Consider the following 25802-nt stretch of genomic DNA (forward strand, 5'->3'; position numbering starts at 1 on the left):
ATGGATTTTTTAGAATTTGAAAAATGGGTTTATAAAGAAATGGGAATTAACTTATCGGCGTATAAACCTAATCAGCTTCATAGAAGAATTGAAAGCTTAATGAGCAGGGTTGGTGTTAAAAATTTACAAGATTATAAAGTTCTTTTAACAAAAGATAAAGAACAAAAACAAAGGTTTTTAGATTTTATAACAATTAATGTTACCGAATTTTTTAGAAATCCAGAAATGTTTAGTCAATTAGAAGATTTACTTAAAAAAGAATTCGTGAAAAATCCATCTTTAAAAGTATGGAGTGCTGCATGCTCCATAGGTTGTGAACCTTATTCATTAGGAATCATAATGGATAACATTGGTTATAAAGGCAAGTTAACTATACTTGCAACGGATATAGATCAGACTATTTTAAGTAAAGCACAATTAGGTCAATATTCAGAAAATGAAATAAAGAATGTAAATTCTACAAATTTAGATAAATATTTTTCAAAAGTTAACGATAAATATTTTATAAAGGATGAAATCAAGAAAAAAATCACATTCCAAAAGCAAGATTTAATTTTGGACAACTATGATAGTAATTTTGACATTATAGTTTGTAGAAATGTTGTTATTTATTTTAATAATGACACAAAAGACAAAATATATGAAAAGTTTTCAAAGTCTTTAAAAAAAGGCGGATTACTTTTCGTAGGAGCCACCGAGACCATATATGATTATAAAAAGTATGGTTTCGAAAAAGCATCAACATTCATATATAGGAAATTGTAAGGAGGATAATCATGGATACATCACAATATTTATCAATGTTTTTAGAGGAATCCTTTGATAACCTTCAGATATTAAATGAATCATTACTAGAGCTTGAGCAAAACCCTCAAGATATGGACAAGCTAAACGAAATATTTAGAGTTGCTCATACAATAAAGGGAATGGCTGCTACAATGGGATTTACAAATGTTGCTGAATTAACTCACAAAATGGAGGATGTACTTTCAAAATTTAGAGAAGGTGTCCTTGAAGTTACAAAAAATGAGGTGACTGTATTATTCGATTGTTTAGATACTCTAGAAAAGATGGTCAATAATATCCAGGATGGTATTGAAGAGCAAGTAGATATTACTTCAATTATTAAGGATTTAGAATCTATAGGTAAAGAGCAATCACAAGCCGAATCAGATGAAGTAAGTGTAGATGTTAAAGAAGAAGATAAGGATTTAGAAGAGTTCCTTGAGATAAATCAGTATGATTTATCTGTAATAAAGCAAGCGCAGGAAAAAGGCTACAATCCACTTAATATTGTAATTAAGCTAAGTGAAGCTACTTTGCTTAAATCTGCAAGAGCATTTTTAATTGTTAAAGACTTAGAAGAACGTGGAGAAATAATAAAATCATATCCTGCAACTGATGATATTGAATCAGAAAACTTTGATTTTACTCTTAAATTTATTCTTTTAACACAAGACTCTAAAGCTGATATTCATAATTTAATAATTGGAATATCTGAAATTGAAGAGGTAAAATGTGAAGAGGTAAAGGTAGAAGCTAAACAAGATAAAACAGAAGAGTCAAAACCAGTGGAGAAGACTCCAGAAAAAGTTCAAGAAAAAGCTCAAGAAAAAGCTCCATTAGGTAATATACAGCCTAAAAAGGAAATAGCTAAAAATACAACTCAGAAAGAAAATAAGAAAACTCATCAATCAGTTAGAGTTGACTTAGAAAGATTAGACAAACTTATGAATATGGTATCTGAGTTAGTTATCAATAGAACAAGATTAGAACAAATAAGTTTAAAATATAAATCTTTAGAATTAAATGAAACACTTGAACAAGTAGCTAGAACAACAACAGATTTACAAGACTTGGTTATGAAAATAAGAATGTTACCATTAGATGTAGTATTCAATAGATTCCCAAGAATGATTAGGGATATTTCTGTAGAATTAAACAAGGAAATAAATTTTGTTGTTGAGGGTGCAGAGACAGAGCTAGATAGAACTGTAATTGATGAAATTGGAGAACCATTAATTCACTTATTAAGAAATGCTGCAGACCATGGAGTTGAAAGCAAGGAAGATAGAATTGCAAAAGGTAAAAATCCCGTTGGTACTGTAAGATTAGTTGCATATCAAGAAGGAACTAAAGCAGTAATCAAAGTAGAAGATGATGGTGCTGGAATAGATCCTGCTAAGATTAAAGCTAAAGCTGAACGTGTTGGTATTAATACCGAAGGCATGAACGAGGATGATATTAAAAACCTAATATTTGCTCAAGGATTCTCAACAAATGAAGTGGTTACAGACATTTCTGGTAGAGGAGTAGGAATGGATGTTGTAAAAACAAAAATTTCTGCATTAGGTGGAACTGTTGAAGTAGTTTCAGAAATAGGCAAAGGTTCTGCATTTATAATTAAATTACCGTTAACACTTCAAATTATACAAGCTTTACTTGTAAAAGTAGGCAGTGAAACTTTTGCAATATCATTAGGATTTATTGATAGAGTAATAGATTATAAAAAAGATAATGTTAAGCAAACTAATGGTAAGGAAGTTATTATATACAGAGATGAAGTTATACCTCTAGTAAGAGTTAATGAAAAACTTCATATTGACAGCCAAGAAGAAGGTAAAAAGTTTGTTATAATAGTAAAAGTTGGAGGAAAAACTGTTGGACTACAAGTTGATTCATTAGCAGGTCAACAGGAAGTTGTTATAAAACCTTTAGGTAAGAGTTTAGAATCCTTAAAAGAGTATATCGGAGCTACTATACTTGGTGACGGTTTAGTGACTTTAATACTTGATGTAGCTGCATTATTGCAGCTGGGTTAGGAGAGAATATAAATGAAAGAAAACCTATTTAGTCCAATGCAGTTAGATGCTATAAGAGAAGTATCTAACATAGGTGCTGGGAATGCTGCTACAGCATTATCCCAGCTGCTAAATAAAAAAATAGATATGTCAGTACCATCAGTTAATATTATCGATTTTGAAGAAGTTTTTTCAAACTTCACTGATGAGAAAGAAGTGTTAGGAATCTTAATTAGAGTTTTAGGGGATACTCCAGGTAATATCTTATTTATATTTGAAAAAGATGCAGCTAGTGAGATTGTTGAAGCTTTAATTGGTTCCGCAGATATGTTATTAACCGAGATGGGAAAATCAGCACTTTGCGAGGTAGGTAATATTATATCTGGTGCTTTTATGAATGCTATTAGTAAGTTTACTAATCTTTCAATTATGGCTTCAGTACCAGCCATGTCGCACGATATGCTAGGAGCAGTTCTATCTTCTACAATGATAGAAACTGCACAATTTAGTGAAAATATATTGGAAATAGAAACAAATTTTTTAACAGGTAACAATTGTACTGAGGCTGGAGGATACTTCTACTTCTTGCCTATGCCTGGATCTTTAGAAAAAATATTAAATGCAATAGGAGTAATGTAATTACGGAGGGAATGCGAATGTCAAGAGTATTAATAGTGGATGATGCTGCTTTCATGAGAATGATGATTAAGGATATCTTAGAAAAGAATGGGTTTGAAGTTGTTGGTGAAGCTAACAATGGAATAAAAGCTGTAGAATTATATAAAAAAGAAAAACCAGATGTTGTAACAATGGATATCACAATGCCTGATATGGATGGTATTGAAGCAGTTAAACAAATTAAAGAATTTGACCCATCAGCAAGAGTTATTATGTGTTCAGCTATGGGACAACAAAGTATGGTAATGGATGCAATAAGAGCAGGAGCAAAAGACTTTATCGTTAAGCCTTTCCAAGCAGATAGAGTACTTGAAGCTATAAAGAAAACCATAGGATAACCAAATTAGGAGGGAAGACCTATGCAAATAATTGCCTTTAGAATAGGAAATGAATTTTTTGGTGTAGAAACACGAAATGTACAAAATATTAATGATATTATGGAGATTACAAAGGTACCTAATTCTCCTGCATACATAAAAGGGTTAATTAATCTAAGAGGGAACATTATTTCACTAGTTGATTTACATCTTCTTTTAGAAGCTCAAGTATCTGAAGAAAGTCAAAATAATATTATTATATTGGGAATTGAAGAAGAACAAATAGGGATTATGGTAGATTCTGTTCAAGAAGTAATAGAGGTTGACGAGAAGGATATTCAAAAAATTGAAGCTTCTAAGCACCAAGCATACTTAAAAGGTATAGTTAACCTAGGTGATAAAATTATCACGTTGATTGATATAAACAGAATATTAAATCCATAAAAAAGTGAGGGGAAAACATGGCAGAGGTTTTATCACAAAGTGAAATAGATGCTTTGTTATCTGCCCTTTCTACAGGAGAACTGCAACCAGAGGAGCTTCAAAAGGATGAAGAGAAACAAAAAGTTAAGCTTTATGACTTTAGAAGCCCTCAGAAGTTTTCTAAGGAACATATAAGAACACTTGAACTTATTCATGATAATTATGCAAGAATAATAAGTAATTATTTGAGTGGTCAACTTAGAAAAAATGTCAAAGTTAAGATAGAAACTGTAGAACAGATAACCTATGAGGAATTTATACACTCAGTATCAAATCCAACAATATTGACTATATTCACTTTGGCTCCGCTTAGTGGAAGTATTTTATTTGAGACAAATCCGCAGTTTGTTTATCAAGTATTAGACATTCTATTAGGTGGTGATGGAGAGAGAAAACTATATACAGCAAAAGAATTTACAGATATAGATAAAAATATAATACAACAAGTCAATGCTGGATTGATTTCAAATCTAAAGTTGGCTTGGGAGGATTTAATTTCAGTTGAACCTGCTGTAGATTCAATAGAAACAAATCCAGCTCTAAATCAAACATTAGCGCCAACTGAGCCAGTTGCACTTATCGTTTTTTCTGTTGAACTTGGAAAAAGTAATTGTTTCATCAACCTATGTATTCCATATCTAAGCTTAGAAAAAGTTCTTGATAAGTTAGTTGTTCAATACTGGTTTAGAGATGAAGGAGAAGGCGATAAAGAAGAATCTAAGAAGAAAGTATTAGATAGATTAAATAATGTAGATGTTAGCATGCATGTAGAATTAGGAAAGACACATCTTATGGTTGATGACTTCTTAAAGCTTGTTAATGGAGACATAGTTAAATTGGATAATAAATTTACAGAGCCTGTTAAAGTATTTGTGGAAAATGAAGTAAGCTATATTGGTAAACCAGGAGTTATTGGTAAGAAGGCAGGCGTAGCTATTCTAGATATTTTGGAAAAGGATGTGGGAAACGATGAGTAACGGATTTCTTTCACAAGAAGAAATAGATTCACTTTTAAATGGAAATCCTAGCAGTACAGCAAGTCAGCCTGAAGCGGATGATGATCAAAATTTAAAGGATATAGAAAAAGATTTGTTGGGTGAAATTGGAAACATATCCATGGGCTCAGCATCAACTGCCTTATCACAGATTATTAATCAACAGGTTAATATCACAACTCCAGTGGTAACACTGACAACATTGCATGAGGTTAAAAAAGGATTTGAGACACCAAATATAGTATTAGAAGTAGAATATACTTCAGGAATTGTAGGTAAGAATATCCTTATTATGAAAAATACTGATGCATCAGTTATAGCAAATCTGATGATGGGTGGAGATGGTTCGGTAGCAGTTACGGAATTATCAGAAATAGAAATATCTGCTGTTCAAGAAGCAATGAATCAAATGATAGGTTCAGCAGCAACTTCAATGGCAACAATGTTCTCAAGAGAAGTAAATATTTCCCCGCCTAAATCAAAAGTTTGGCAAAATGATGGTGATGAAATTGCTGAGGATATCAGCGACGATGAAAAGGTAGTTAAAGTTTCTTTCAGAATGACAATAGGTTCACTTGTAGATTCAAGCATAATGCAAATATTACCTGTAAGTACAGCAAAGAAAATAGTTGCAATTATGATGGGAGAAGAGGATTTAATTGGTAGTGAAACTGGTAACGAAGCAGTAGTTTCAAAGGAGATTCATCAAGAAGCACCAGTGCAAAGGGCACAAAGTCATACTGAAGCAAGAGTACAAGAAAATAATGCATACGCAAGTAGTGCACCAGCACCAGTTCAAGCACCAGCTCCAGTAGTTGAAGTACATAGAGCACAATTCGAACCATTATCTGCAAGTAGCACAGGAGCAGCACATAGTAATATTGATTTAATATTAGATGTACCGCTTGAAATATCAGTAGTTCTTGGAAGAACTAAAAAGAGTATAAGAGATATTCTAAATTTCTCAAGTGGATCTTTAATAGAGTTAGAAAAACTTGCTGAAGAACCAGTTGAAGTTTTAGTAAATGGTAAGAAGATAGCTTATGGTGAAGTTGTAGTTGTTGATGAAAACTTTGGCGTAAGAATTACAAGCATAGTTTCAGGTGCTGAAAGAATAAAATCATTAAGATAAAAAAAGCTTTGTAAAAAGTCTCATATAGCAATAATGTCTATATGGACCTTTTACAAGACTTTCAAAATAGGTTAAGAATTTAACTCCTAGTATTATTTTTTAACAAGTAATACTAGGAGTTTCTATTTATGGGTAATATAATAATGCATTTTATCCGCGTATTGGGTATTTCATGCTTAATTATATACAATCTAAATTAAATTACTAAATAAATATAAACATGTAACGATAATAATATTAGAACAATAAAGTATTAAAGGTGGGGTTAGTATGAATATTAAAGGGATATCTCCCTCAAGTATTAATAATTACTATAATTCAAATGTAAAAAAGGTAGAAAAGAAGGATGTAGCCAAAGTTCACGATAAAATTGAAATATCAAAGACTGGTAAAGCCCTTCAAAAATATGGTGTGGAAGAAGTATTTACAAATTCACCAGAAAAAATAGAAAAGTTAAAAAATGATATTAAAAATGGAACTTATAATCCAAGTTCAGCTGCTATCTCTAGAGCAATGTTTGACTCAATGAAAGGGAGAAAAATTTAATGAGTGAATCCATAAAAGAAATATTTGTAGAAGAGAAAAAAAGCTTAATGAAGCTTATGAATATTTTAGAGAAGCAACATGGATATATAATAAATAAAGAAATTTTCAACTTGGAGGGTATAGTTGAAGAAATTCAAGAAGTAAATAAAGAAGTAGCTCAGTGGGAAGTAAAAAGAAGAAGGGCTACATCGGGGTTAGATTTGGTTGATTACATTAATAATAATAAAGATGAAGAGCTAGAAAATTTATATAGAGAAATAAGAATGCTCTTAGAAGAATTAAGATTACAGAAGGATACTAATGAGTTATTAATAAAACAGCAGCTATCCTTTACAAATAGACTATTAACATTAATTAATCCTAGAAGAGATATAGATACTTACAATTCTTATGGGAAAATAAAAAGGTAATGGGAGGATAATATGTCAGGATTATTTGGAACATTAAATATTGGTGGAAGAGGAATGTCAGTTGCTCAAAAAACAATTGATGTAACTTCACATAATATTTCTAATGCTAACACGCCTGGATTTTCAAGACAAAGGGCTCAGATAGAAACATCAAGACCTTATGGAGGACCTGTATTAGGCGCTGTTGCTACAGCAGGCCAAGTAGGAACAGGAGCTCAAGTATCTGCAATAGAAAGAATAAGAGATACATTTTTGGATTTTCAGGTAAGAAATGAAACAAGTACAGCTGGTAAGTTTGATATAAGAAATAATTTCTTAAGTGAAGTACAAGATATATTTAACGAACCATCAGATACAGGCATTTCAACATTAATGGGTAAGTTCTTTGATTCATGGCAAGAACTATCCAAACAACCTCAAAACTCAAATGCTAGGACTGTAACTGCTCAACAAACAGTTTCGTTAACAGATGCATTAAATCATACATACACTAAGCTTCAAGATTTAAAATCAAATGCTCAAAATTTACTTAAGAATGACGTGACTGATATGAATAGTATATTAGATCAGATTGGTGCGTTAAATAAGGAAATTAAAACAGTTAAAGTTTCAGGAAATGAACCTAATGATTTAATGGATAAAAGAGATTTGCTTATTGACCAATTAAGTAATAAATTTAATTTAAATGTAGAGAGAAAAGAGTTTGAGGGTATAGATTTAAAACCTACAGATACAGGTAGTATGAAAAATAGTAAGCTAGTAGCTGCTGATGATAATGAATCAGTTATGAGATTTTCATATATTAGTTCGATGGAAAAGGATAGTGATGATCCATCTGGCCAAACTTATACTATAACATATTATAAGCTAGGCAATATGCAATCTGAGGATAATAAAGGTACAATGAAAGTAACGGGATTAACACCTGATAAAGTTGATGAATTAATGAATTCTAGAATATTATGGGCTAATTCAGAGGGAACTCCAGTAAAAGGTGATGGATATCCTGTAAAAGCAAATTATACTATAAATGCTGCTGAAATTATGGATTTTCAGCCTCAATCAGGAGAAATAGCTGGTACAATATCAGTAGAACAAGATATAAATGGATATATAGATCAGTTAAATAAGATTGCTAAATCATTAGCATATTCAGTAAATGCAATACATTCTGGACTTACAAAGGGTACTGGAAATCCTGGAGTACCAGATAAAGATTATTCCGTTTTCTTTGTAAATAAAGATGTAGCTAAATATAGTAATACACATGAATTAAATAACTTAGATGATACTTTAGCTGCAGAGCAAGATATTAATGCTGGAAACATTACTTTAAATGAAGAATTATTAAATGATGTAATGAAGATAAAAACAAAGACTCATGATAATGCTTATGCCTTTACAGCACAGAATCCAGTAGATGGAGAAAGTGATGGTGCTAGAGCATTAGCAATTGCAAAACTAAGAGATACCTTACTTAGAGTTCAAGATTTTGGAGGACTGGTTAGTACTAGAGCAGATATGTTCAATGCTTCAAGAGGAGGAGCCACACTAAGTAATAACGGAATGACAATTGCTAGTGATACAAGTGGAATGACACTTAGTGGATATTTTAAAGATACAATTGATAAATTAGGTGTTCAAGCACAAGAATCAGGTAGAATGGTAACCAATCAAGAGAGTCTACTTAATTCTCTTCAACAAAGTAGAGACTCAGTATCGGGAGTATCATTAGATGAAGAAATGACAAATTTAGTACAATTTCAACATGCATACAATGCAAATGCTAAGATAATTGCTACAGTAGATGAACTTCTTAATGTTGTAGTAAATGGGTTGATAAAATAGGGGGTTTGTTAAATGAGAGTAACCAATAGAATGCTTTCTAACAATTATTTAAATGATATGAGAACAAACTTGACAAATATGCAAAAGATGCAAAGTCAATTAAGTTCAGGTAAGGAAATAAGAAGACCGTCAGATAATCCTTTTAAAGTAGCTAGATCGATGCAACTTACATCTGACATGGCAACTAATACTCAATATAATGAGAATATTAAAGATACTATTAACTGGCTTGATGCAACAGATACATCCTTAGGGCAAGTAAATGAATCTTTACAGAGAGTCAGAGAACTTATGGTTTCAGCAGGAAATGCAGCCTTTGGTTCAGACGAAAGAAAAGCAATAAAGGATGAAGTAAATCAAAAAGTTTCTGAAATAGCTCAAATATTAAATACAAATTTTGACGGTAGATATATATTTGGAGGTACTAAGACTACATCTAAGCCTATAAATGTAAACACAGAAGTATTAAGTGGGAACAACACTTTATCATTTGCAGGTAAAAATGGAGAAAATCTACCAACAAATTCAACAGATATTGATGTTCAAGCTCAACTAGACATGATTGGAACAAAAATGAACGTTGAAGTTACCCAAGGAGTAACTATGAGTTACAATGTAACTGCAAGTGAAGTTACTAATTTTACTAATGAAAAAGGTAAAAAAATTGATGTAATGGATTTGTTAAAGGATATCGTTACTAATCTAGATTCTACGAACCCAGCTGATCAAGAAAAACTTATAAATGATAATTTAAGTGATTTAACTTCAACAGTTACGAATGTTTTGAAAATAAGGGCTGAAGTTGGAGCTAAACAAAATAGAATGGATTCTGCCAAAGATAAGAATGAAGAAGAGAATTTTAATATGACGGATATACTTTCAAAAACAGAGGATATTGATATTACTCAAAAGATGATGGAATATTCTATGGCTCAAACAGTTTATACAGCAGCACTACAAACTTCGTCTAGAATAATACAACCATCACTAATGGATTTCCTAAGATAATAGGAGGATAAAGTATGGAATTAATTACAAAATTTCATGGAACTTTTAACTATGAAGAAAAAGACATTATAAATTTTCCAAATGGAATTATGGGCTTCGAAGAATTGAATAAATTTATAATAGTTGAATCTAAGGAAAATGAAGCATTTAAAATACTACAATCTTTAGAAGATGGTGATATAGGGTTGCTTAGTATTTCTCCATTTGATGTTAAAGAGGATTACGAAGTAGAGTTAAATGAAGAAATGGTAAATTCTTTGGGAATTGAAAGTCCTGAGGATGTAATTTTATATAATATTGTTACTTTAAATAGTGATATTTATAAAATTACAGTAAATTTAAAGGCACCAATTATTATAAATGTTAATAAAAAAGTAGGAAAACAGGTAATAATAGATAAAGAAGAATATAAGATAAAACATCCTTTAATAAAGAGGTGATTGAATGTTAGTTATTACCAGGAAAAAGGGTGAGTCATTGTTAATTGGTGACGACATAGAAATAGAAGTTTTAAAACTTGAAAATGGAAGCGTAAAACTTGCTATTAATGCACCAAAGAGTATAAGAATACTTAGAAAAGAATTGTATGTAGAAGTTACAAATGAAAATAAGGAAGCTATATCTTTTGACTTAGAGATTCTTAAGAAAATAAAAAAATGATATTGTAATCGGGGTGAATAATATGGATGTTAACGCGGTTAGTCAAGGAGGACAACTGAACCTAGATTATCAATTAAGTGCGACGGTAGAAAAGGTTGAAATTAAACCTCCAGTTGATAATAAAGTGAAGGAAGAAAAAGACGATAAAGATATTAAAAAAGCTGTGCAAAAATTAAATAAATTTTTAGAAGATGAAGGTACTCATGCAGTTTATTCTACTCATGATAAGTTCAAGAAAGACGTCATGATCAAAATAGTTGATAATGAGACAAATGAAGTTATCTTAGAAATTCCGCCAAAGAAAATTTTAGATATGATAGCTAAAATGTGTGAAACAGTTGGAGTAGTCTTCGATAAGAAAGCTTAAGGTGGTGGTTTAATGGAATTTAAACTTAATAAAATTGACACTGACTTGAGAAGAAAGCTAATGGAACAAACTAAAGATGGTAAAGTTCATGGCCCTAGTAAAAAAGAAATAACCATTAGAGCATATAGTGAAGACGAAGAAACTGCAAAAGATAGAAGTTCATTTAGAGAGACTTTGAAACGTAGCAAGCAGCAAGGTGGAAAAAATCATAAGATTGAAGTTGAAGGCGTCATGGTAGATAATTTGCAGGTAGAGGGAGAAAAAGAAATATCAAATAATAACTCCCTTGGGGTATTTGTTGATACAAAAAAATAGGAGGGAAAATATGTACCCAAATGCGTTAAATGTATATAAAAATAATTCCGTAAATTATGCTTCAAAAGAACAATTGTTACTTATGCTTGTAGATGGTGCTGTAAAATATTCAAAACAGTCAAAGGATGCGATTGAGAAAAAAGATATCAAAAAAGCTCATGAATATCTAACAAGAACTCAAGATGTCTTTACTGAACTAATGATAAGCTTAGATAGAGGGGCTGGAGATTGGGCAGAAAATATGTTTAAGATATATGACTTTATAAAGAGTGAGTTAGCTATGATTAACATAAAGAAAGATATAGAAAGACTAGATAAGATTATACCAATAATAGAGGATGTACAAGATACTTGGCATAAAGCTTATCAGTTATCTAAGAATTCAAATATTGGATAATAAGGAGTGATTTTATGAGTAGTGTTAGTTCAAGTACATCAACACAAAGTATGTCCGGAAACAGAGTAACTGGATTAAGTGGTATGGATGTAGAGAGTATGGTCAAGGCAGCTATGCTTGGTCAACAAAATAAAATAAATAAAGCAATGCAACAAAAGCAATTATTACAATTCCAACAAGAAGCATATAGAGATGTAATTAAGGATTTGAGAGATTTCTATTCAAAGTATACTGATATTACAAAGACTGATACTTCATTATTATTATCTAAGAACTATCAAACATCGGTTTTTAATAGTCCAAGTTCAGCTGTAACTGCAGTTGGTTTATCAGGTGCACAAGTTGGAACTTATAAAGTGCAAGTAAATAAGTTAGCTACACCAGCACAGGTTCAATTTAGTGATTTTAGTAGTTTATTAAACAAAAGCAATGATATCTATATTGATGGTAAAAAAGTAACAGTAGATTTAACAGGGATAACATCTGCAACTGATTCAGCTACTATAAATACGATAGTGACGAAGTTTAATGATGCAATAACTAATGCTGGTGTTTCGGCAAAAATGTCAAGAAGTGATCTATCAGGAAATTACATACTTCAAACTACACAAACTGGATCAAATCAAACAATTGGAATGGCTCCAATACAAACAACTGTAGCATTAGGAGATCTTGCTGGACAAAAATTAACATTTAATATTGATGGTACAGGATATAATGTTGATCTATCAGGATATACATCTCCAACTGATAATGATGCAATATTATTAACCATAAGAAATAGTACAAGCGGCAAATTAGGGTATACTTCTGATGGAACAAATGTTACATTTACAACAAGTTCATTAGGAAGTTCGAGTAGCTTAGGTATAGTAAATGCAACTGATGGAACAAATATTGTACCGCTAATAAATGGTTCAAATCAAGCTCTTAATTCTAAAGGAACAGATTCTGAGGTTCAAGTATCAGATACCTATGGTAACAACAATGTTACTAAGACTTTCCAAGGTAATGATTTTGTAATAGATAATGTTAAGTTTACAATTTCAGATGTTACCACTTCTCCAGTGGTAATTAACGGAAAAACAGATGTTGAAGATTTAAAGAAGAGAATAGTTAATTTTGTTAATGACTATAACAATCTATTAGATAAAATAACAACAAAATTACAAGAAAAGAAGAATCCTGATTACCCACCACTAACAGATGATCAAAAAAGCAGCATGACTCAAGATCAAATAAATCAGTGGGAAGCCAAGACAAAAGAAGGATTATTAAGAAATGACAATTATTTATCTTCAATTGTTTCGCAACTAAGAAGTGCTTTTAATACACCTGTTACAGGTTCAAACATGAAGTATTATGATATGGGAATAGATTTTACTAATGATTACACAAAACCAGGACAATTGGTAATAGATGAGGATAAATTGACAACTGCATTGCAAAATGATCCTGATAAAGTATATAAGTTACTTACAAGTGCAGCTAATCCACTTGATACTAAAGAAAAACAGTTTAATGATTCTGGTATAATTCAAAGATTTAAAACAATATTAAATGATAATGTAATTAATTCAGGATCACAATTGTTAAAAAAAGTTGGATTTGAAGGAACATTAACATTCTATAACAATGATATGAAGAAAACTATTGATGATCAAACTAAATCAATTCTTGATATGCAAGAAAAATTTACAGATCAGCAAAATAGACTATATCAAAGATATGCAGCGTTAGAAACTGCTATGAATAATTATAATAGTCAAGCAACTTATTTAAGTTCGGCATTTGGTGGTGGACAATAATGAATTTTTGGAAGGAAGCAATTAAATTAGAAAATTTGTTTCTGGAGTATTTAGAGAAAGACATGTTTGAAGAATTTAATAAGCATATTAAAGAACGTGAAGAATTTTATAATAGATATGCTGCAGAAGATTCTAGTGAGGTTGCTAAGTTCTTGAGTTCAAACGAATATAAAGAAATAAATAAAAAAGTTAATGATTTGTATGAGCTTAAAAAAGATGCCATAAAAAAAGAAATAAAGGAATTAGCACTTTCTCATAAAGCTGCACAAGAGTATAGAAACAACTCCTTTAATGGAATAAGTTACTTTTCAAAGAAAGTTTAAATTATTTAATAAGACTATAAAGGTTTAAAATAATATTTACGATATTATAATTGTAGACATTATTTATATACAAATAACGACACGGATGTCGAAAACAAAATTCAAGGAGGAATAAAAAATGATAATTAATCACAATCTTAACGCTATGAATGCTCATAGAAATATGGGAATCAACATTGGAAATGCAGGAAAATCAATGGAAAAATTAAGCTCAGGTTTAAGAATAAACAGAGCTGGAGATGACGCTGCTGGTCTTGCAATTTCTGAAAAAATGAGAGGACAAATCAGAGGTTTAGATCAAGCTTCAAGAAACTCTCAAGATGGTATATCTTTAATTCAAACTGCTGAAGGTGCTTTAAATGAAACTCACTCAATTCTACAAAGAATGAGAGAATTAGCAGTACAATCTACAAATGATACTAACGTATCAGCTGACAGAAGCCAAATACAATTAGAAGTATCACAATTAAAGAATGAAATAAACAGAATAGCTAGCCAAACAGAATTCAATACTAAGAAGTTATTAACTGGAAAAGCTAGTAATGTAGTATTCCAAGTTGGAGCAAATAGTGGACAAACAATAAAGCTAGCAATAAAAACAATGAATGCACAAGCTTTATCTGTAAACAATGTTGACGTAAGAGGACTTACAAGTGGAGCTAAGAGTATTACAGGACAAATTGATACAATCAACAAAGCAATAAACACAGTATCAAGCGAAAGAGCAAAACTTGGATCATACCAAAACAGATTAGAACACACAATAGCTAACTTAAATACATCTTCAGAAAACTTACAAGCAGCTGAAAGCAGAGTAAGAGATGTAGATATGGCTAAAGAAATGATGAACTACTCTAAGAACAACATATTACAACAAGCTGCTCAAGCAATGCTTGCTCAAGCTAACCAAACACCTCAAGGAGTACTTCAACTATTAAGATAATACTAGATTAAACATAAATAAGGGTATCTATGATACCCTTATTTATGTTTTTGAAAATTTTAAATTTTTATTAATTTTATGCTAAAGTTACAAGATTTAACTACGATATATTAAAAGTGTTTATAACTTAAAAATGGACAGGGATGTCTAGAAACAAAATTCAAGGAGGAATAAAAATGATAATTAATCACAATCTTAACGCTATGAATGCTCATAGAAATATGGGAATCAACATTGGAAATGCAGGAAAATCAATGGAAAAGTTAAGCTCAGGTTTAAGAATAAACAGAGCTGGAGATGACGCTGCTGGTCTTGCAATTTCTGAAAAAATGAGAGGACAAATCAGAGGTTTAGATCAAGCTTCAAGAAACTCTCAAGATGGTATATCTTTAATCCAAACTGCTGAAGGAGCTTTAAATGAAACTCACTCAATTCTACAAAGAATGAGAGAATTAGCAGTACAAGCTACAAATGATACTAACGTAACAGCTGACAGAAAGCAAATACAATTAGAAGTATCACAATTAAAGAATGAAATAAACAGAATAGCTAGCCAAACAGAATTCAATACTAAAAAATTATTAACTGGAAAAGCTAGTAACGTAGTATTCCAAGTTGGAGCAAATAGTGGTCAAACAATAAAGCTAGCAATAAAAACAATGGATACAAAAGCTTTAGGAGTTACAGCTAACATCAATGTAAACACTTCTATAGCATCAAAAATTACAGGACAAATTGATACAATTAACAAAGCAATAAACACAGTATCAAGTGAAAGAGCAAAACTTGGAGCATACCAAAACAGATTAGAACACACAATAGCTAACTTAAATACATCTTCAGAAAACTTACAAGCAGCTGAAAGCAGAGTAAGAGATGTAGATATGGCTAAAGAAATGATGAACTACTCTAAGAACAACATATTACAACAAGCTGCTCAAGCAATGCTTGCTCAAGCTAACCAAACACCTCAAGGAGTACTTCAATTATTAAGATAGTGCTTAATAGAACATTAATAAGGGTATCGTAGATACCCTTATTTTTTTATAAATATTACCCTAAAGTTATAAAATTTACTTACGAAATAATAAATGTAAGGAAAACTTACAAAGAGACAAGGATGTCGAAAAACAAAATTCAAGGAGGAATAAAAAATGATAATTAATCACAATCTTAACGCTATGAACGCTCATAGAAATATGGGAATCAACATTGGAAATGCAGGAAAATCAATGGAGAAATTAAGCTCAGGTTTAAGAATAAACAGAGCTGGAGATGACGCTGCAGGACTAGCAATTTCTGAAAAAATGAGAGGACAAATCAGAGGTTTAGATCAAGCTTCAAGAAACTCTCAAGATGGTATATCTTTAATCCAAACAGCTGAAGGTGCTTTAAATGAAACTCACTCAATTCTTCAAAGAATGAGAGAATTAGCAGTACAAGCTACAAATGATACTAACGTAACAGCTGACAGAAAGCAAATACAATTAGAAGTATCACAATTAAAGAACGAAATAAACAGAATTTCTAGCCAAACAGAATTCAATACTAAGAAGCTATTAACTGGAAAAGCTAGTAATGTAGTATTCCAAGTTGGAGCAAATAGTGGTCAAACAATAAAGCTAGCAATAAAAACAATGGATACAAAAGCTTTAGGAGTTACAGCTAACATCAATGTTAACACTTCTATAGCATCAAAAATTACAGGACAAATTGATACAATTGACAAAGCAATAAACACAGTATCAAGCGAAAGAGCAAAACTTGGAGCATACCAAAACAGATTAGAACACACAATAGCTAACTTAAATACATCTTCAGAAAACTTACAAGCAGCTGAAAGCAGAGTAAGAGATGTAGATATGGCTAAAGAAATGATGAACTACTCTAAGAACAACATATTACAACAAGCTGCTCAAGCAATGCTTGCTCAAGCTAACCAAACACCTCAAGGAGTACTTCAACTATTAAGATAGTGCTTAATAGAACATTAATAAGGGTATCGTAGATACCCTTATTTTTTTTGCATTTTTTATCAATAGCACACTAAAGGTATAGAATTTAACTACGATATAATTAATGTAAGTAGAACTTACAAAGAGACAAGGATGTCGAAAAACAAAATTCAAGGAGGAATAAAAAATGATAATTAATCACAATCTTAACGCTATGAACGCTCATAGAAATATGGGAATCAACATTGGAAATGCAGGAAAATCAATGGAGAAATTAAGCTCAGGTTTAAGAATAAACAGAGCTGGAGATGACGCTGCAGGACTAGCAATTTCTGAAAAAATGAGAGGACAAATCAGAGGTTTAGATCAAGCTTCAAGAAACTCTCAAGATGGTATATCTTTAATCCAAACAGCTGAAGGTGCTTTAAATGAAACTCACTCAATTCTTCAAAGAATGAGAGAATTAGCAGTACAAGCTACAAATGATACTAACGTAACAGCTGACAGAAAGCAAATACAATTAGAAGTATCACAATTAAAGAACGAAATAAACAGAATTTCTAGCCAAACAGAATTCAATACTAAAAAATTATTAACTGGGAAAGCTAGTAACGTAGTGTTCCAAGTTGGAGCAAATAGTGGTCAAACAATAAAGCTAGCAATAAAAACAATGGATACAAAAGCTTTAGGAGTTACAGCTAACATCAATGTTAACACTTCTATAGCATCAAAAATTACAGGACAAATTGATACAATTGACAAAGCAATAAACACAGTATCAAGCGAAAGAGCAAAACTTGGAGCATACCAAAACAGATTAGAACACACAATAGCTAACTTAAATACATCTTCAGAAAACTTACAAGCAGCTGAAAGCAGAGTAAGAGATGTAGATATGGCTAAAGAAATGATGAACTACTCTAAGAACAACATATTACAACAAGCTGCTCAAGCAATGCTTGCTCAAGCTAACCAAACACCTCAAGGAGTACTTCAACTTCTAAGATAATATTAAACTGAAAAGAACCAAGTTATTCTTGGTTCTTTTTCATAAAGGAGATAAAATGAAAATAGAGAACTGCTTTGATAAGATTAATAACATTGAGCTATTAAAATTGATTGAAGATAATAGATCTGTATATTTGGGAAGTAAATATAATATGAAAAGAGAAATTTCAAGTTTTAAAAATAAATTTGAAAAGATAAATAAAAAATATCAGGTTGTCATATTTGGTGCTTCAGGAGGTAAATGGATTGAGGAATTTACTGATGAATTCACGGACCGTGATATAGTTTTTGTTGAGCCTTTAAATGAATTGAAAGATGAGCTTCAAGAGTCTATAAAAAATCTAAAGGTAGATATTAAAGTATTGTCTTTAGAAGATGAAGATTTTAGAAGAGATTTAAAGGATTCTTTAAAAAGAAGATTCATAGAATTTATTGTTTTTTCAAATTATGATTTAACTTTTCCCAAAGAAGTCTATCATTTAAAGGAATTGATAAAAGAATGTGTTATTGACAAGACAATTGATGAAAATACAGTTATAGCATTCTCAAAAGAATGGTTTATAAATTACTTGGGAAATTTACCGTCAATAGTTAGAGATGAAACTTTAAGTCAATATAAAGATTCATTCGAAAAGAAACCAGCTATAATTGTATCAGCAGGACCTTCATTAGAAAAAAATCTACATTTGTTAAAAGGAAATGAAGATAAGTTTGTTATTATAACTGGTATAAGAACATTAAGCACATTGAAAAATGAAGGTATAGAAGCAGATTTTGCATGTGTAATTGACGGAAGTGAAGCTATGTATAATGTATCAAAAGATGCTATTAAGCATGATACACCATTATTATATAGTGAGGGAGCAAATAAAAAGATTATAAAAGAACATAAAGGTAAAACCATTCATTTCACATCTCCTAATTACTATAAATTAAACCAAAAGTTAGGTGATTTTGGAGAGGATGTTTTGTTCCAAGGAGGATCTGTATCTCATTCTTGTGTCGCAATAGCAGATTACTTAGGATGTGACCCTATCATATTTATAGGTCAAGATTTAGCACATACTAATAACCAAGTACATGCAAAAAAAGCTACTATGAGTGGAGAAAAGTTACACGCAGATAACTATGATTTATATGTAAAAGATATTTATGGGAATGATGTTTCTACAACATATTCATTGGACAGTTTCAGAAAAAGTTTTGAAGACTTTATAAAAATAACTTCAGAAAAGCATTTTATTAATGCAACTGAAGGTGGTGCGGATATAAAAGGGACAGAAATTAAAACACTAAAAGAAGTTATAGAAGGATATAAGGAAAAAGTAGATAAAAAATATATTAATGAACCTAAATCATGTAATATTGATATTAGTTTAGTTAAAAATAATCTAAAAGATATTTTACTTGAGCTAATAAGATTAAAGAAAAGTGGAAAAGAAGCTGTATTTGAAAATAAAAATCTACTTAAGAATTATATGAAGGGTGATAAGCAGTTTAAGAAATGCCTAAATAGATTAGATAAAATTGATGAGCAGTTTGCAAAAAAACAGCAAGAATTTTTACTATTGAATTCATTATTAGCCCCAATATTGAAAGAAATAGACGTAGCTTTTTATTCTGATGAAATAGATAATTTTAAGGATGAAGTAACACATATTAAGTTTGTTGCCGAGAAGGGAAAAACTTTATATGAAAATATAAATGATAGAATAGAATTTGCCATACCATATATAGAAGATGCAATTGAAAAGTTGGAGGAAATAATTAATGGTTAATGATGAAACTATAGAAATAATTAAAGAAGCCTATGAATATTGTGAAAAATTGTATAATGGTATGAATTCTCTTACAAAAAGTATCGATGAAAGAAATTTACTAGATCTAGAAACATATTTTAAAAATATTTTAGAGGGTTTTAACTGGATTCTAGAAGTAGGCAACTTTGCAACTACAATTGTTGAAGGGGAAAAACTTGATTTAGAGACCATAAGCCAAATGGTTAATGAATATATAAATGCTTACAATAACTTAGATTTGTTATTAGTAAGAGATATAATAGAATATGAATTAATGCCACAAGTGGAGATAATATATAATATACTAAAAAGAGTAATTGAAAAATATTAAAAGTGTAAAAGTAATACATATTTTATAATAAAATAAGAGGGTTGATGTTTTATGAAAAGCGTTATAGATAAAATACTTGTTTATAAAAACTATTCAATAAGAAGAACTTTAGAAGTTTTAGATTCTGGAGCCAAGGGAATAGTATTGTTGGTAGATGATGATAAAAAATTATTAGGAACCATAACTGATGGTGACATTAGGCGTGCTATTTTAAAAGGAATATCTTTAGAAGATTCCATTGAAAAAGTTACTCATTTTAACCCTGTTAGTGTAAATCATTCTATGACGAAGGATGAAATAAAGGACATTTTTATTAAAAAGGCAGTAAAAGATATTCCTATTGTAGATGAAAATAATATAGTTATTGATTTAATAACTATAAATGATATATTACTACCTAATGGTAAAGAAAACTTAGTTATTATAATGGCAGGAGGATTAGGTACAAGACTTAAAGATTTAACAAGGGAAATACCTAAGCCAATGTTAAAGGTCGGAAGTGATCCATTACTTGAACATATAATTAATAATTTCAAAAAATATGGATTTAATAAATTTTTGTTCTCAGTTAATTATAAAGCTGAGATAATTGAAAATTATTTTCAAAATGGAATAGCCTATGGTGTAAAAATTAATTACATAAAAGAAAAGAAAAGACTAGGTACAGCAGGTGGTATTAAATTAGGAACAGATTATATTGATAAAGATTTTTTTGTTATCAATGGAGATATTTTTACAAATGTCAATGTTGAGGCAATGATGAATTATCATAAAGAAAATAATTTTGGAATAACAGTTGGTGTAAGAAAGTATTTTTATGAAATTCCTTATGGGGTTATTGAAGTTGAAAATAAAAATATAAAAGAACTTAAAGAAAAACCGACAATAGATTATTTAATAAATGGAGGTATTTACTGCTTAAGTCCTTCTATGACAGAATTTATTCCAGAAGATACATATTATGAAATAACAGATTTGATAAATTTATGTATAGAAAAAGGAATACCAGTTGGATATTATGAGATAACTGATTATTGGATGGATATAGGTAAACTAGAAGATTATCAGAAAGTTAATGAAGATATATATAAATTAGTTGCTTTAGATAGAGAAGGGGATTAGGATGATAGAAAATAAGTCTATTCTTGCGATTATACCCGCAAGAGGGGGGTCAAAAGGAATACCAAGAAAAAATATTAAGATGTTAGATAATAAACCACTTATAGCCTATACTATTGAAGAAGCAAAGAAAAGTAAATATATAGATAGAGTTATAGTGTCAACTGAAGACAATGAAATAGCTGAAATAGCTAAAAAATATGGTGCAGAGGTACCGTTTTTAAGGCCTGAAGAATTATCTAAAGATGATACTCCAGGTATTGAGCCTATAATTCATTGCTTAGATTGGTTTGAAGAAAGTCAGAATTTTACCCCAGAATATACTATATGCCTTCAATGTACATCACCATTTAGAAAATCAGAGCATATTGATGAAGCTATTGAGAAGTTAATAAATAACGATGGGGATTCAATTGTTAGTATTTGTGAAAGTGAAATAAGTCCATTTTGGATGAAGAAGATAGAAAATAATAAGATGGTTGATTTTTTAGAAAAATCTGAGTTTTATGCTAGAAGGCAAGATGTTCCTAAAGTATATCAATTAAATGGAGCTATCTATATAACTAATACCCAATTACTTAGAGAAATTAGAAATTGGTATACAGATAATACATTGCCGTATATTATGAATAAAGAATCTTCACTTGATATCGATGATATTTTAGATTTTAAATTTGCAGAAGTTTTAATAAAGGAGAAAAGCAATGTTAGGTGACAAAAGAGTTTTTATAATTGCAGAGGCGGGAGTAAATCATAATGGGGATTTAGAAGTTGCTAAGAAACTTGTTGATGTAGCAGCTGAATCAGGAGCTGACGCAGTTAAATTTCAAACTTTTAAGGCTGACGAACTTGTAACTAAGGATGCTCCAAAAGCAAAATATCAAGAGAAAACTACAGGAGCCGGAAGTCAATATGAAATGCTTAAAAAACTAGAATTATCATATGAAGATCACATTTATTTAAAAAACTATTGTCAGGAACGTGACATAGTTTTTCTTTCTACTCCATTTGATTTTCAAAGTGTAGATTTACTTGAAAGTATAGATATACCTTTATATAAAATTGGCTCTGGAGATTTAACGAATATACCATTAATTAAGTACATAGCAAAATTAAATAAACCAATGATTATATCTACAGGAATGGCAAACTTAGGGGAAGTAGAAGAGCCTATTAAGGCTATACAAGACTCAGGTAATGATAAAATAACTTTGTTACATTGTACATCTAATTATCCAACTAGTTATGAAGATGTTAATTTAAAAGCAATGATAACTCTGAAGAACGCATTTAACTTACCAGTTGGTTATTCAGATCACACTATTGGAATGGAGATACCTGTAGCGGCAGTTGCTATGGGAGCTAGAGTTATAGAAAAGCATTTCACCTTAGATAAGAGTATGAATGGTCCAGATCATAAGGTTTCATTAGAACCAATGGAATTAGAGAAAATGGTTAAAAGTATTAGAAATATTGAAGTTGCTTTTGGTGATGGAGTTAAAAAGTGTACTAAAAATGAAGAAGACACTAGAAAAGTTGCGAGAAAAAGTATAGTTGCTAAAGCTAACTTAAAAAAAGGAGATATATTAAGCTTGGATAATATTACGTTTAAGAGACCAGAAAATGGTATTAGTCCAAGACATTTTGAGTTTATTAATAATAAGAAGTTAGTAAAAGACGTAAATAAAGATGATTTAATTACATTTGATTTAATTGAGTAGGTGTTTATATGAAAAAAATACTTGTAGTTACAGGAACTAGATCAGAATATGGTTTATTGTACTGGGTAATGAAAGGCATTCAGGAAGATAAGGAATTAGAATTGCAGCTTATTGTAACAGGCAACCATCTATTACATGAGTATGGATATACAGTAAAAAATATAATAGAGGATGGATTTGTAATAGATGAAGAAATAGACATGATGGTTAGCTCAAGTAAAAAAAGTGGAATTGTTAAATCAATGGGCTTGGAATTAACCCAAATGTCTCAAGCTTTTGATAGATTAAAACCAGATTTGTTACTTATTTTAGGTGATAGATATGAAACATTTATAGCTGCTACTTGTGCAATGATAATGAATATTCCTATTGCACATATGAATGGTGGAGAATCTACAGAAGGAGCAGTAGATGAGCAAATCAGACACGCTATTACTAAAATGTCTCATATTCATTTTACTGGTGCTGAATATTATAAGGAACGTGTAATAAAGATGGGTGAAGAGCCTTGGAGGGTACATAACGTTGGGCAAGCAGGCGTGGAAAATATTAAACGTCTTGAGCTTATGAACAAAGGTGAACTTGAACAAGAGTTAAGTATCATATTTGATAAGCCGATTTTCTTAATAACATATCATCCTGTGACATTAGAATCAGAAACTATTGAGGAACAGATTGACAGTTTGTTAAATGCAATTAGAAGATTTGATGCAAAATATGTTTTTACATATCCTAATGCGGATTTTGGAAATGAAATTATAATAAATAAGATTAATAAATTTAAAGACGAAAATAAAAATGTATATATATATCATAGTTTAGGGCAAAAAAGATATTTAAGCTTACTTAAACATGCAAGTGTGATGATAGGCAATTCATCAAGTGGTATAATCGAGAGTCCAATATTTAAAATACCAGTAATCAATATAGGAAATAGGCAAAAGGGAAGGCTAAGAAATAATAATATAATTGATACTGGATATAATGAAGAAGATATATATAATTCAATAAATAGAGCTCTAAATGAAGAATCATTTCGTAATAGCTTAAAAGATATCAAGAATATATACGGAGACGGAACTACGAGCAAAGAAATACTGGATGTTATAAAAAACACTCCTTTAGATAAGAAGTTATTATTAAAGAAAATGAATTATTAAAATAATTAAGGTGAAAAAATGAGGAAGATTGTATTAATTGGTGCAGGTGGACATTGCAAAATTATCATAGATATCATTAAAAGTAGAGGTTTATACGAGATAGTAGGAATTACTGATAAATCAGAAATTGATAAAAAGATTTTGGATATTGATGTAATTGGAGATGATAGCGTTTTAGAAGAAATATTTGAAACTGGAGTTGAATATGCTTTCATATGTATTGGAGGAATATCGGATTTAAATATAAGAAATATTATATATAATAAGTTGAAGAAAATTGGATTTAAAATTCCAATACTAATACATAAGAATGCAGTAATTTCGCCGTATGCAAGAATTGGTGAAGGTACATGTGTAATGGCTAATGCAGTAATTAATGCAGATGCAAATATTGGATGTAACTGTATAATAAATACCTCTTGTGTAATAGAACATGATTGTAACATAGATGATAATTCACATATTTCACCTGGTACATCACTTGCTGGTGGGGTTAGAATTGGCTATAATAGCCATATTGGAATAGGTGCGACTATTATTCAGTCTATAAACATAGGAAATAATGTAACTGTAGGTGCTGGATCTGTTGTAATAGAAGATATAGTAGATAATACAGTGGCTGTAGGGGTACCGGCTAAAATTATAAAATATAAGTAGGGAGGTTAATTAAATGGATTTAAAAGGTAAAAAAGTTTTTGTAACAGGGGCTGAAGGGTTTATTGGAAGTCATCTTACAGAAAAGCTAGTAGAAATGGGTGCAAATGTTACTGCACTTGTTCAATATAATTCTTTTAATAATTGGGGATGGATAGATACATTTGATAAAAAGATATTAGATAATATAAATGTAATTACAGGGGATATAAGAGAATATGATAACATGAAAAGAGCCATTAAAGGACAGGATGTTGTATTTCATCTTGCGGCATTAATAGCAATTCCATATTCATATTTATCTCCTATGGCTTATGTTAGAACAAATGTAGAAGGAACAACTAACGTATTAGAAGCCTGTAGAGACTATGATGTAGAGAAGATAGTACATACATCTACTTCTGAAACATATGGTACAGCACTATACGTACCAATAGATGAGAAACACCCTCTTCAAGGGCAATCGCCTTATTCAGCCTCCAAAATTGGTGCAGATAAAATAGCAGAAAGTTATTATAGAAGTTTTAACTTACCTGTTGCCACTATTAGACCATTTAATACATATGGGCCTAGACAATCAGCGAGGGCAGTAATTCCAACAATCATTTCACAAATTCTTTCAGGGAAAACACAAATAAAACTTGGAAGTTTAACACCTACCAGAGATTTTAATTATGTAAAAGATACAGCAGAAGCATTTATAAAAATAGCAGAGAGTGAAAATACTGTGGGTGAAGTGATTAATGCAGGATCAAACTATGAAATATCTATAGGAGATACTGTAAAAAAAATAATAACTATATTAGGAAAAGAAATAGATATAGTTAGTGATGATGAAAGAGTAAGACCAGAGAAAAGTGAAGTTAATAGATTGTGGGCAGATAATTCAAAGATTAAAAAATTAACATCATGGGAACCGCAGTATACCTTAGATGAAGGATTGAGAGAAACAGTAGAATGGATCAGAAACAATATGCATTATTTTAAAACAGACATATATAATGTTTAAGATAAAGGGTAAGTG

The 25802-nt window shown here is 30.5% G+C and carries 30 protein-coding genes; all 30 read left to right on the plus strand.

What is annotated here, in order from left to right:
• The 30 genes from L1S47_RS08555 to L1S47_RS08700 all read left to right on the plus strand — a co-directional run bounded on the left by L1S47_RS08555 (position 1) and on the right by L1S47_RS08700 (position 25787).
• Positions 1 to 765 (plus strand): protein-glutamate O-methyltransferase CheR, encoded by a 765-nt coding sequence (locus L1S47_RS08555; RefSeq protein WP_202768275.1) that lies wholly within the window; start codon positions 1 to 3, stop codon positions 763 to 765.
• A gap of 11 nt (positions 766 to 776) precedes the next feature.
• Positions 777 to 2822 carry a chemotaxis protein CheA gene (locus L1S47_RS08560; RefSeq protein WP_238883191.1) on the plus strand — a complete coding sequence of 682 codons (2046 nt, stop codon included), beginning with the start codon at positions 777 to 779 and terminating at the stop codon, positions 2820 to 2822.
• 12 nt (positions 2823 to 2834) lie between these two features.
• Positions 2835 to 3440 carry a chemotaxis protein CheC gene (locus L1S47_RS08565; RefSeq protein WP_202768277.1) on the plus strand — a complete coding sequence of 202 codons (606 nt, stop codon included), beginning with the start codon at positions 2835 to 2837 and terminating at the stop codon, positions 3438 to 3440.
• A gap of 17 nt (positions 3441 to 3457) precedes the next feature.
• Positions 3458 to 3817, plus strand: a complete 360-nt coding sequence (locus L1S47_RS08570) for a response regulator (protein ID WP_202768278.1) — start codon at positions 3458 to 3460, stop codon at positions 3815 to 3817.
• 21 nt (positions 3818 to 3838) lie between these two features.
• Positions 3839 to 4240 (plus strand): chemotaxis protein CheW, encoded by a 402-nt coding sequence (locus L1S47_RS08575; protein WP_238883192.1) that lies wholly within the window; start codon positions 3839 to 3841, stop codon positions 4238 to 4240.
• Between the two features lie 17 nt (positions 4241 to 4257).
• Positions 4258 to 5256, plus strand: coding sequence for a flagellar motor switch protein FliM (fliM, locus tag L1S47_RS08580; RefSeq protein ID WP_202768280.1), 999 nt, complete (start codon positions 4258 to 4260; stop codon positions 5254 to 5256).
• Positions 5249 to 6406: a flagellar motor switch phosphatase FliY gene (gene fliY / locus L1S47_RS08585; protein ID WP_238883193.1), complete on the plus strand. Its 1158-nt coding sequence runs from the start codon at positions 5249 to 5251 to the stop codon at positions 6404 to 6406. The genes fliM and fliY overlap by 8 nt, the downstream gene beginning before the upstream one ends.
• A 270-nt stretch (positions 6407 to 6676) precedes the next feature.
• A complete protein-coding gene (locus L1S47_RS08590) occupies positions 6677 to 6952 on the plus strand; it encodes a flagellar biosynthesis anti-sigma factor FlgM (RefSeq protein ID WP_202768282.1) in 276 nt (91 codons plus the stop codon).
• Positions 6952 to 7362 carry a flagellar protein FlgN gene (locus tag L1S47_RS08595; RefSeq protein ID WP_202768283.1) on the plus strand — a complete coding sequence of 137 codons (411 nt, stop codon included), beginning with the start codon at positions 6952 to 6954 and terminating at the stop codon, positions 7360 to 7362. The genes L1S47_RS08590 and L1S47_RS08595 overlap by 1 nt, the downstream gene beginning before the upstream one ends.
• Positions 7363 to 7374: 12 nt before the next feature.
• Complete coding sequence (gene flgK, locus L1S47_RS08600; RefSeq protein WP_238883194.1) at positions 7375 to 9210, plus strand: flagellar hook-associated protein FlgK; 1836 nt, start codon at positions 7375 to 7377, stop codon at positions 9208 to 9210.
• A 12-nt stretch (positions 9211 to 9222) separates the two neighbouring features.
• Positions 9223 to 10218, plus strand: a complete 996-nt coding sequence (gene flgL / locus L1S47_RS08605) for a flagellar hook-associated protein FlgL (protein ID WP_238883195.1) — start codon at positions 9223 to 9225, stop codon at positions 10216 to 10218.
• 14 nt (positions 10219 to 10232) lie between these two features.
• Positions 10233 to 10658: a flagellar assembly protein FliW gene (fliW, locus tag L1S47_RS08610; RefSeq protein WP_202768286.1), complete on the plus strand. Its 426-nt coding sequence runs from the start codon at positions 10233 to 10235 to the stop codon at positions 10656 to 10658.
• Between the two features lie 4 nt (positions 10659 to 10662).
• The gene (gene csrA / locus L1S47_RS08615) at positions 10663 to 10878 is read left to right on the plus strand and encodes a carbon storage regulator CsrA (RefSeq protein WP_202768287.1); all 216 of its coding nucleotides are present in this window, start codon (positions 10663 to 10665) and stop codon (positions 10876 to 10878) included.
• 22 nt (positions 10879 to 10900) lie between these two features.
• On the plus strand, positions 10901 to 11245 hold the full coding sequence (locus L1S47_RS08620) for a flagellar protein FlaG (protein WP_202768288.1): 345 nt from the start codon (positions 10901 to 10903) through the stop codon (positions 11243 to 11245).
• Between the two features lie 12 nt (positions 11246 to 11257).
• On the plus strand, positions 11258 to 11560 hold the full coding sequence (locus L1S47_RS08625; RefSeq protein WP_202768289.1) for a hypothetical protein: 303 nt from the start codon (positions 11258 to 11260) through the stop codon (positions 11558 to 11560).
• A gap of 10 nt (positions 11561 to 11570) precedes the next feature.
• Entirely contained in the window at positions 11571 to 11957 is a 387-nt protein-coding gene (gene fliS, locus L1S47_RS08630) for a flagellar export chaperone FliS (protein WP_202768290.1), read from the plus strand.
• A gap of 14 nt (positions 11958 to 11971) precedes the next feature.
• Positions 11972 to 13765: a flagellar filament capping protein FliD gene (gene fliD / locus L1S47_RS08635; RefSeq protein WP_238883196.1), complete on the plus strand. Its 1794-nt coding sequence runs from the start codon at positions 11972 to 11974 to the stop codon at positions 13763 to 13765.
• A complete protein-coding gene (locus tag L1S47_RS08640; RefSeq protein ID WP_238883197.1) occupies positions 13765 to 14088 on the plus strand; it encodes a hypothetical protein in 324 nt (107 codons plus the stop codon). The genes fliD and L1S47_RS08640 overlap by 1 nt, the downstream gene beginning before the upstream one ends.
• Before the next feature lie 118 nt (positions 14089 to 14206).
• Positions 14207 to 15031, plus strand: a complete 825-nt coding sequence (locus L1S47_RS08645) for a flagellin (RefSeq protein WP_238883198.1) — start codon at positions 14207 to 14209, stop codon at positions 15029 to 15031.
• Positions 15032 to 15207: 176 nt separating this feature from the next.
• Entirely contained in the window at positions 15208 to 16029 is an 822-nt protein-coding gene (locus tag L1S47_RS08650) for a flagellin (RefSeq protein ID WP_238883199.1), read from the plus strand.
• Between the two features lie 156 nt (positions 16030 to 16185).
• Entirely contained in the window at positions 16186 to 17007 is an 822-nt protein-coding gene (locus tag L1S47_RS08655; protein ID WP_238883200.1) for a flagellin, read from the plus strand.
• A 166-nt stretch (positions 17008 to 17173) separates the two neighbouring features.
• The gene (locus tag L1S47_RS08660; RefSeq protein ID WP_238883200.1) at positions 17174 to 17995 is read left to right on the plus strand and encodes a flagellin; all 822 of its coding nucleotides are present in this window, start codon (positions 17174 to 17176) and stop codon (positions 17993 to 17995) included.
• Positions 17996 to 18050: 55 nt separating this feature from the next.
• Complete coding sequence (locus tag L1S47_RS08665; RefSeq protein WP_238883201.1) at positions 18051 to 19772, plus strand: 6-hydroxymethylpterin diphosphokinase MptE-like protein; 1722 nt, start codon at positions 18051 to 18053, stop codon at positions 19770 to 19772.
• Positions 19765 to 20124, plus strand: a complete 360-nt coding sequence (locus L1S47_RS08670; RefSeq protein WP_238883202.1) for a hypothetical protein — start codon at positions 19765 to 19767, stop codon at positions 20122 to 20124. Before L1S47_RS08665 ends, L1S47_RS08670 begins: the two co-directional genes overlap by 8 nt.
• 51 nt (positions 20125 to 20175) lie before the next feature.
• The gene (locus tag L1S47_RS08675) at positions 20176 to 21246 is read left to right on the plus strand and encodes a nucleotidyltransferase family protein (RefSeq protein WP_238883203.1); all 1071 of its coding nucleotides are present in this window, start codon (positions 20176 to 20178) and stop codon (positions 21244 to 21246) included.
• 1 nt (position 21247) lies between these two features.
• A complete protein-coding gene (locus L1S47_RS08680) occupies positions 21248 to 21958 on the plus strand; it encodes a cytidylyltransferase domain-containing protein (RefSeq protein ID WP_238883204.1) in 711 nt (236 codons plus the stop codon).
• The gene (gene neuB / locus L1S47_RS08685) at positions 21948 to 22964 is read left to right on the plus strand and encodes an N-acetylneuraminate synthase (RefSeq protein WP_238883205.1); all 1017 of its coding nucleotides are present in this window, start codon (positions 21948 to 21950) and stop codon (positions 22962 to 22964) included. Before L1S47_RS08680 ends, neuB begins: the two co-directional genes overlap by 11 nt.
• A gap of 8 nt (positions 22965 to 22972) precedes the next feature.
• Positions 22973 to 24124 (plus strand): UDP-N-acetylglucosamine 2-epimerase, encoded by a 1152-nt coding sequence (gene neuC / locus L1S47_RS08690; RefSeq protein ID WP_238883206.1) that lies wholly within the window; start codon positions 22973 to 22975, stop codon positions 24122 to 24124.
• A gap of 18 nt (positions 24125 to 24142) precedes the next feature.
• Positions 24143 to 24781, plus strand: coding sequence for an acetyltransferase (locus tag L1S47_RS08695; RefSeq protein WP_238883207.1), 639 nt, complete (start codon positions 24143 to 24145; stop codon positions 24779 to 24781).
• Positions 24782 to 24794: 13 nt separating this feature from the next.
• Positions 24795 to 25787 carry an NAD-dependent 4,6-dehydratase LegB gene (locus L1S47_RS08700; RefSeq protein WP_238883208.1) on the plus strand — a complete coding sequence of 331 codons (993 nt, stop codon included), beginning with the start codon at positions 24795 to 24797 and terminating at the stop codon, positions 25785 to 25787.
• The last annotated feature ends 15 nt before the right edge of the window (positions 25788 to 25802 follow it).

It is taken from the genome of Clostridium sp. YIM B02551 (assembly GCF_022324735.1).
Classification (GTDB): domain Bacteria; phylum Bacillota; class Clostridia; order Clostridiales; family Clostridiaceae; genus Clostridium_T; species Clostridium_T paridis.

Excerpts from the sequence above, each read along its gene's own strand:
- L1S47_RS08555 (WP_202768275.1), top strand. The coding sequence starts at position 1 with ATGGATTTTTTAGAATTTGAAAAATGGGTTTATAAAGAAATGGGAATT.
- L1S47_RS08560 (WP_238883191.1), top strand. The coding sequence starts at position 777 with ATGGATACATCACAATATTTATCAATGTTTTTAGAGGAATCCTTTGAT.
- L1S47_RS08565 (WP_202768277.1), top strand. The coding sequence starts at position 2,835 with ATGAAAGAAAACCTATTTAGTCCAATGCAGTTAGATGCTATAAGAGAA.
- L1S47_RS08570 (WP_202768278.1), top strand. The coding sequence starts at position 3,458 with ATGTCAAGAGTATTAATAGTGGATGATGCTGCTTTCATGAGAATGATG.
- L1S47_RS08575 (WP_238883192.1), top strand. The coding sequence starts at position 3,839 with ATGCAAATAATTGCCTTTAGAATAGGAAATGAATTTTTTGGTGTAGAA.
- fliM (WP_202768280.1), top strand. The coding sequence starts at position 4,258 with ATGGCAGAGGTTTTATCACAAAGTGAAATAGATGCTTTGTTATCTGCC.
- fliY (WP_238883193.1), top strand. The coding sequence starts at position 5,249 with ATGAGTAACGGATTTCTTTCACAAGAAGAAATAGATTCACTTTTAAAT.
- L1S47_RS08590 (WP_202768282.1), top strand. The coding sequence starts at position 6,677 with ATGAATATTAAAGGGATATCTCCCTCAAGTATTAATAATTACTATAAT.
- L1S47_RS08595 (WP_202768283.1), top strand. The coding sequence starts at position 6,952 with ATGAGTGAATCCATAAAAGAAATATTTGTAGAAGAGAAAAAAAGCTTA.
- flgK (WP_238883194.1), top strand. The coding sequence starts at position 7,375 with ATGTCAGGATTATTTGGAACATTAAATATTGGTGGAAGAGGAATGTCA.
- flgL (WP_238883195.1), top strand. The coding sequence starts at position 9,223 with ATGAGAGTAACCAATAGAATGCTTTCTAACAATTATTTAAATGATATG.
- fliW (WP_202768286.1), top strand. The coding sequence starts at position 10,233 with ATGGAATTAATTACAAAATTTCATGGAACTTTTAACTATGAAGAAAAA.
- csrA (WP_202768287.1), top strand. The coding sequence starts at position 10,663 with ATGTTAGTTATTACCAGGAAAAAGGGTGAGTCATTGTTAATTGGTGAC.
- L1S47_RS08620 (WP_202768288.1), top strand. The coding sequence starts at position 10,901 with ATGGATGTTAACGCGGTTAGTCAAGGAGGACAACTGAACCTAGATTAT.
- L1S47_RS08625 (WP_202768289.1), top strand. The coding sequence starts at position 11,258 with ATGGAATTTAAACTTAATAAAATTGACACTGACTTGAGAAGAAAGCTA.
- fliS (WP_202768290.1), top strand. The coding sequence starts at position 11,571 with ATGTACCCAAATGCGTTAAATGTATATAAAAATAATTCCGTAAATTAT.
- fliD (WP_238883196.1), top strand. The coding sequence starts at position 11,972 with ATGAGTAGTGTTAGTTCAAGTACATCAACACAAAGTATGTCCGGAAAC.
- L1S47_RS08640 (WP_238883197.1), top strand. The coding sequence starts at position 13,765 with ATGAATTTTTGGAAGGAAGCAATTAAATTAGAAAATTTGTTTCTGGAG.
- L1S47_RS08645 (WP_238883198.1), top strand. The coding sequence starts at position 14,207 with ATGATAATTAATCACAATCTTAACGCTATGAATGCTCATAGAAATATG.
- L1S47_RS08650 (WP_238883199.1), top strand. The coding sequence starts at position 15,208 with ATGATAATTAATCACAATCTTAACGCTATGAATGCTCATAGAAATATG.
- L1S47_RS08655 (WP_238883200.1), top strand. The coding sequence starts at position 16,186 with ATGATAATTAATCACAATCTTAACGCTATGAACGCTCATAGAAATATG.
- L1S47_RS08660 (WP_238883200.1), top strand. The coding sequence starts at position 17,174 with ATGATAATTAATCACAATCTTAACGCTATGAACGCTCATAGAAATATG.
- L1S47_RS08665 (WP_238883201.1), top strand. The coding sequence starts at position 18,051 with ATGAAAATAGAGAACTGCTTTGATAAGATTAATAACATTGAGCTATTA.
- L1S47_RS08670 (WP_238883202.1), top strand. The coding sequence starts at position 19,765 with ATGGTTAATGATGAAACTATAGAAATAATTAAAGAAGCCTATGAATAT.
- L1S47_RS08675 (WP_238883203.1), top strand. The coding sequence starts at position 20,176 with ATGAAAAGCGTTATAGATAAAATACTTGTTTATAAAAACTATTCAATA.
- L1S47_RS08680 (WP_238883204.1), top strand. The coding sequence starts at position 21,248 with ATGATAGAAAATAAGTCTATTCTTGCGATTATACCCGCAAGAGGGGGG.
- neuB (WP_238883205.1), top strand. The coding sequence starts at position 21,948 with ATGTTAGGTGACAAAAGAGTTTTTATAATTGCAGAGGCGGGAGTAAAT.
- neuC (WP_238883206.1), top strand. The coding sequence starts at position 22,973 with ATGAAAAAAATACTTGTAGTTACAGGAACTAGATCAGAATATGGTTTA.
- L1S47_RS08695 (WP_238883207.1), top strand. The coding sequence starts at position 24,143 with ATGAGGAAGATTGTATTAATTGGTGCAGGTGGACATTGCAAAATTATC.
- L1S47_RS08700 (WP_238883208.1), top strand. The coding sequence starts at position 24,795 with ATGGATTTAAAAGGTAAAAAAGTTTTTGTAACAGGGGCTGAAGGGTTT.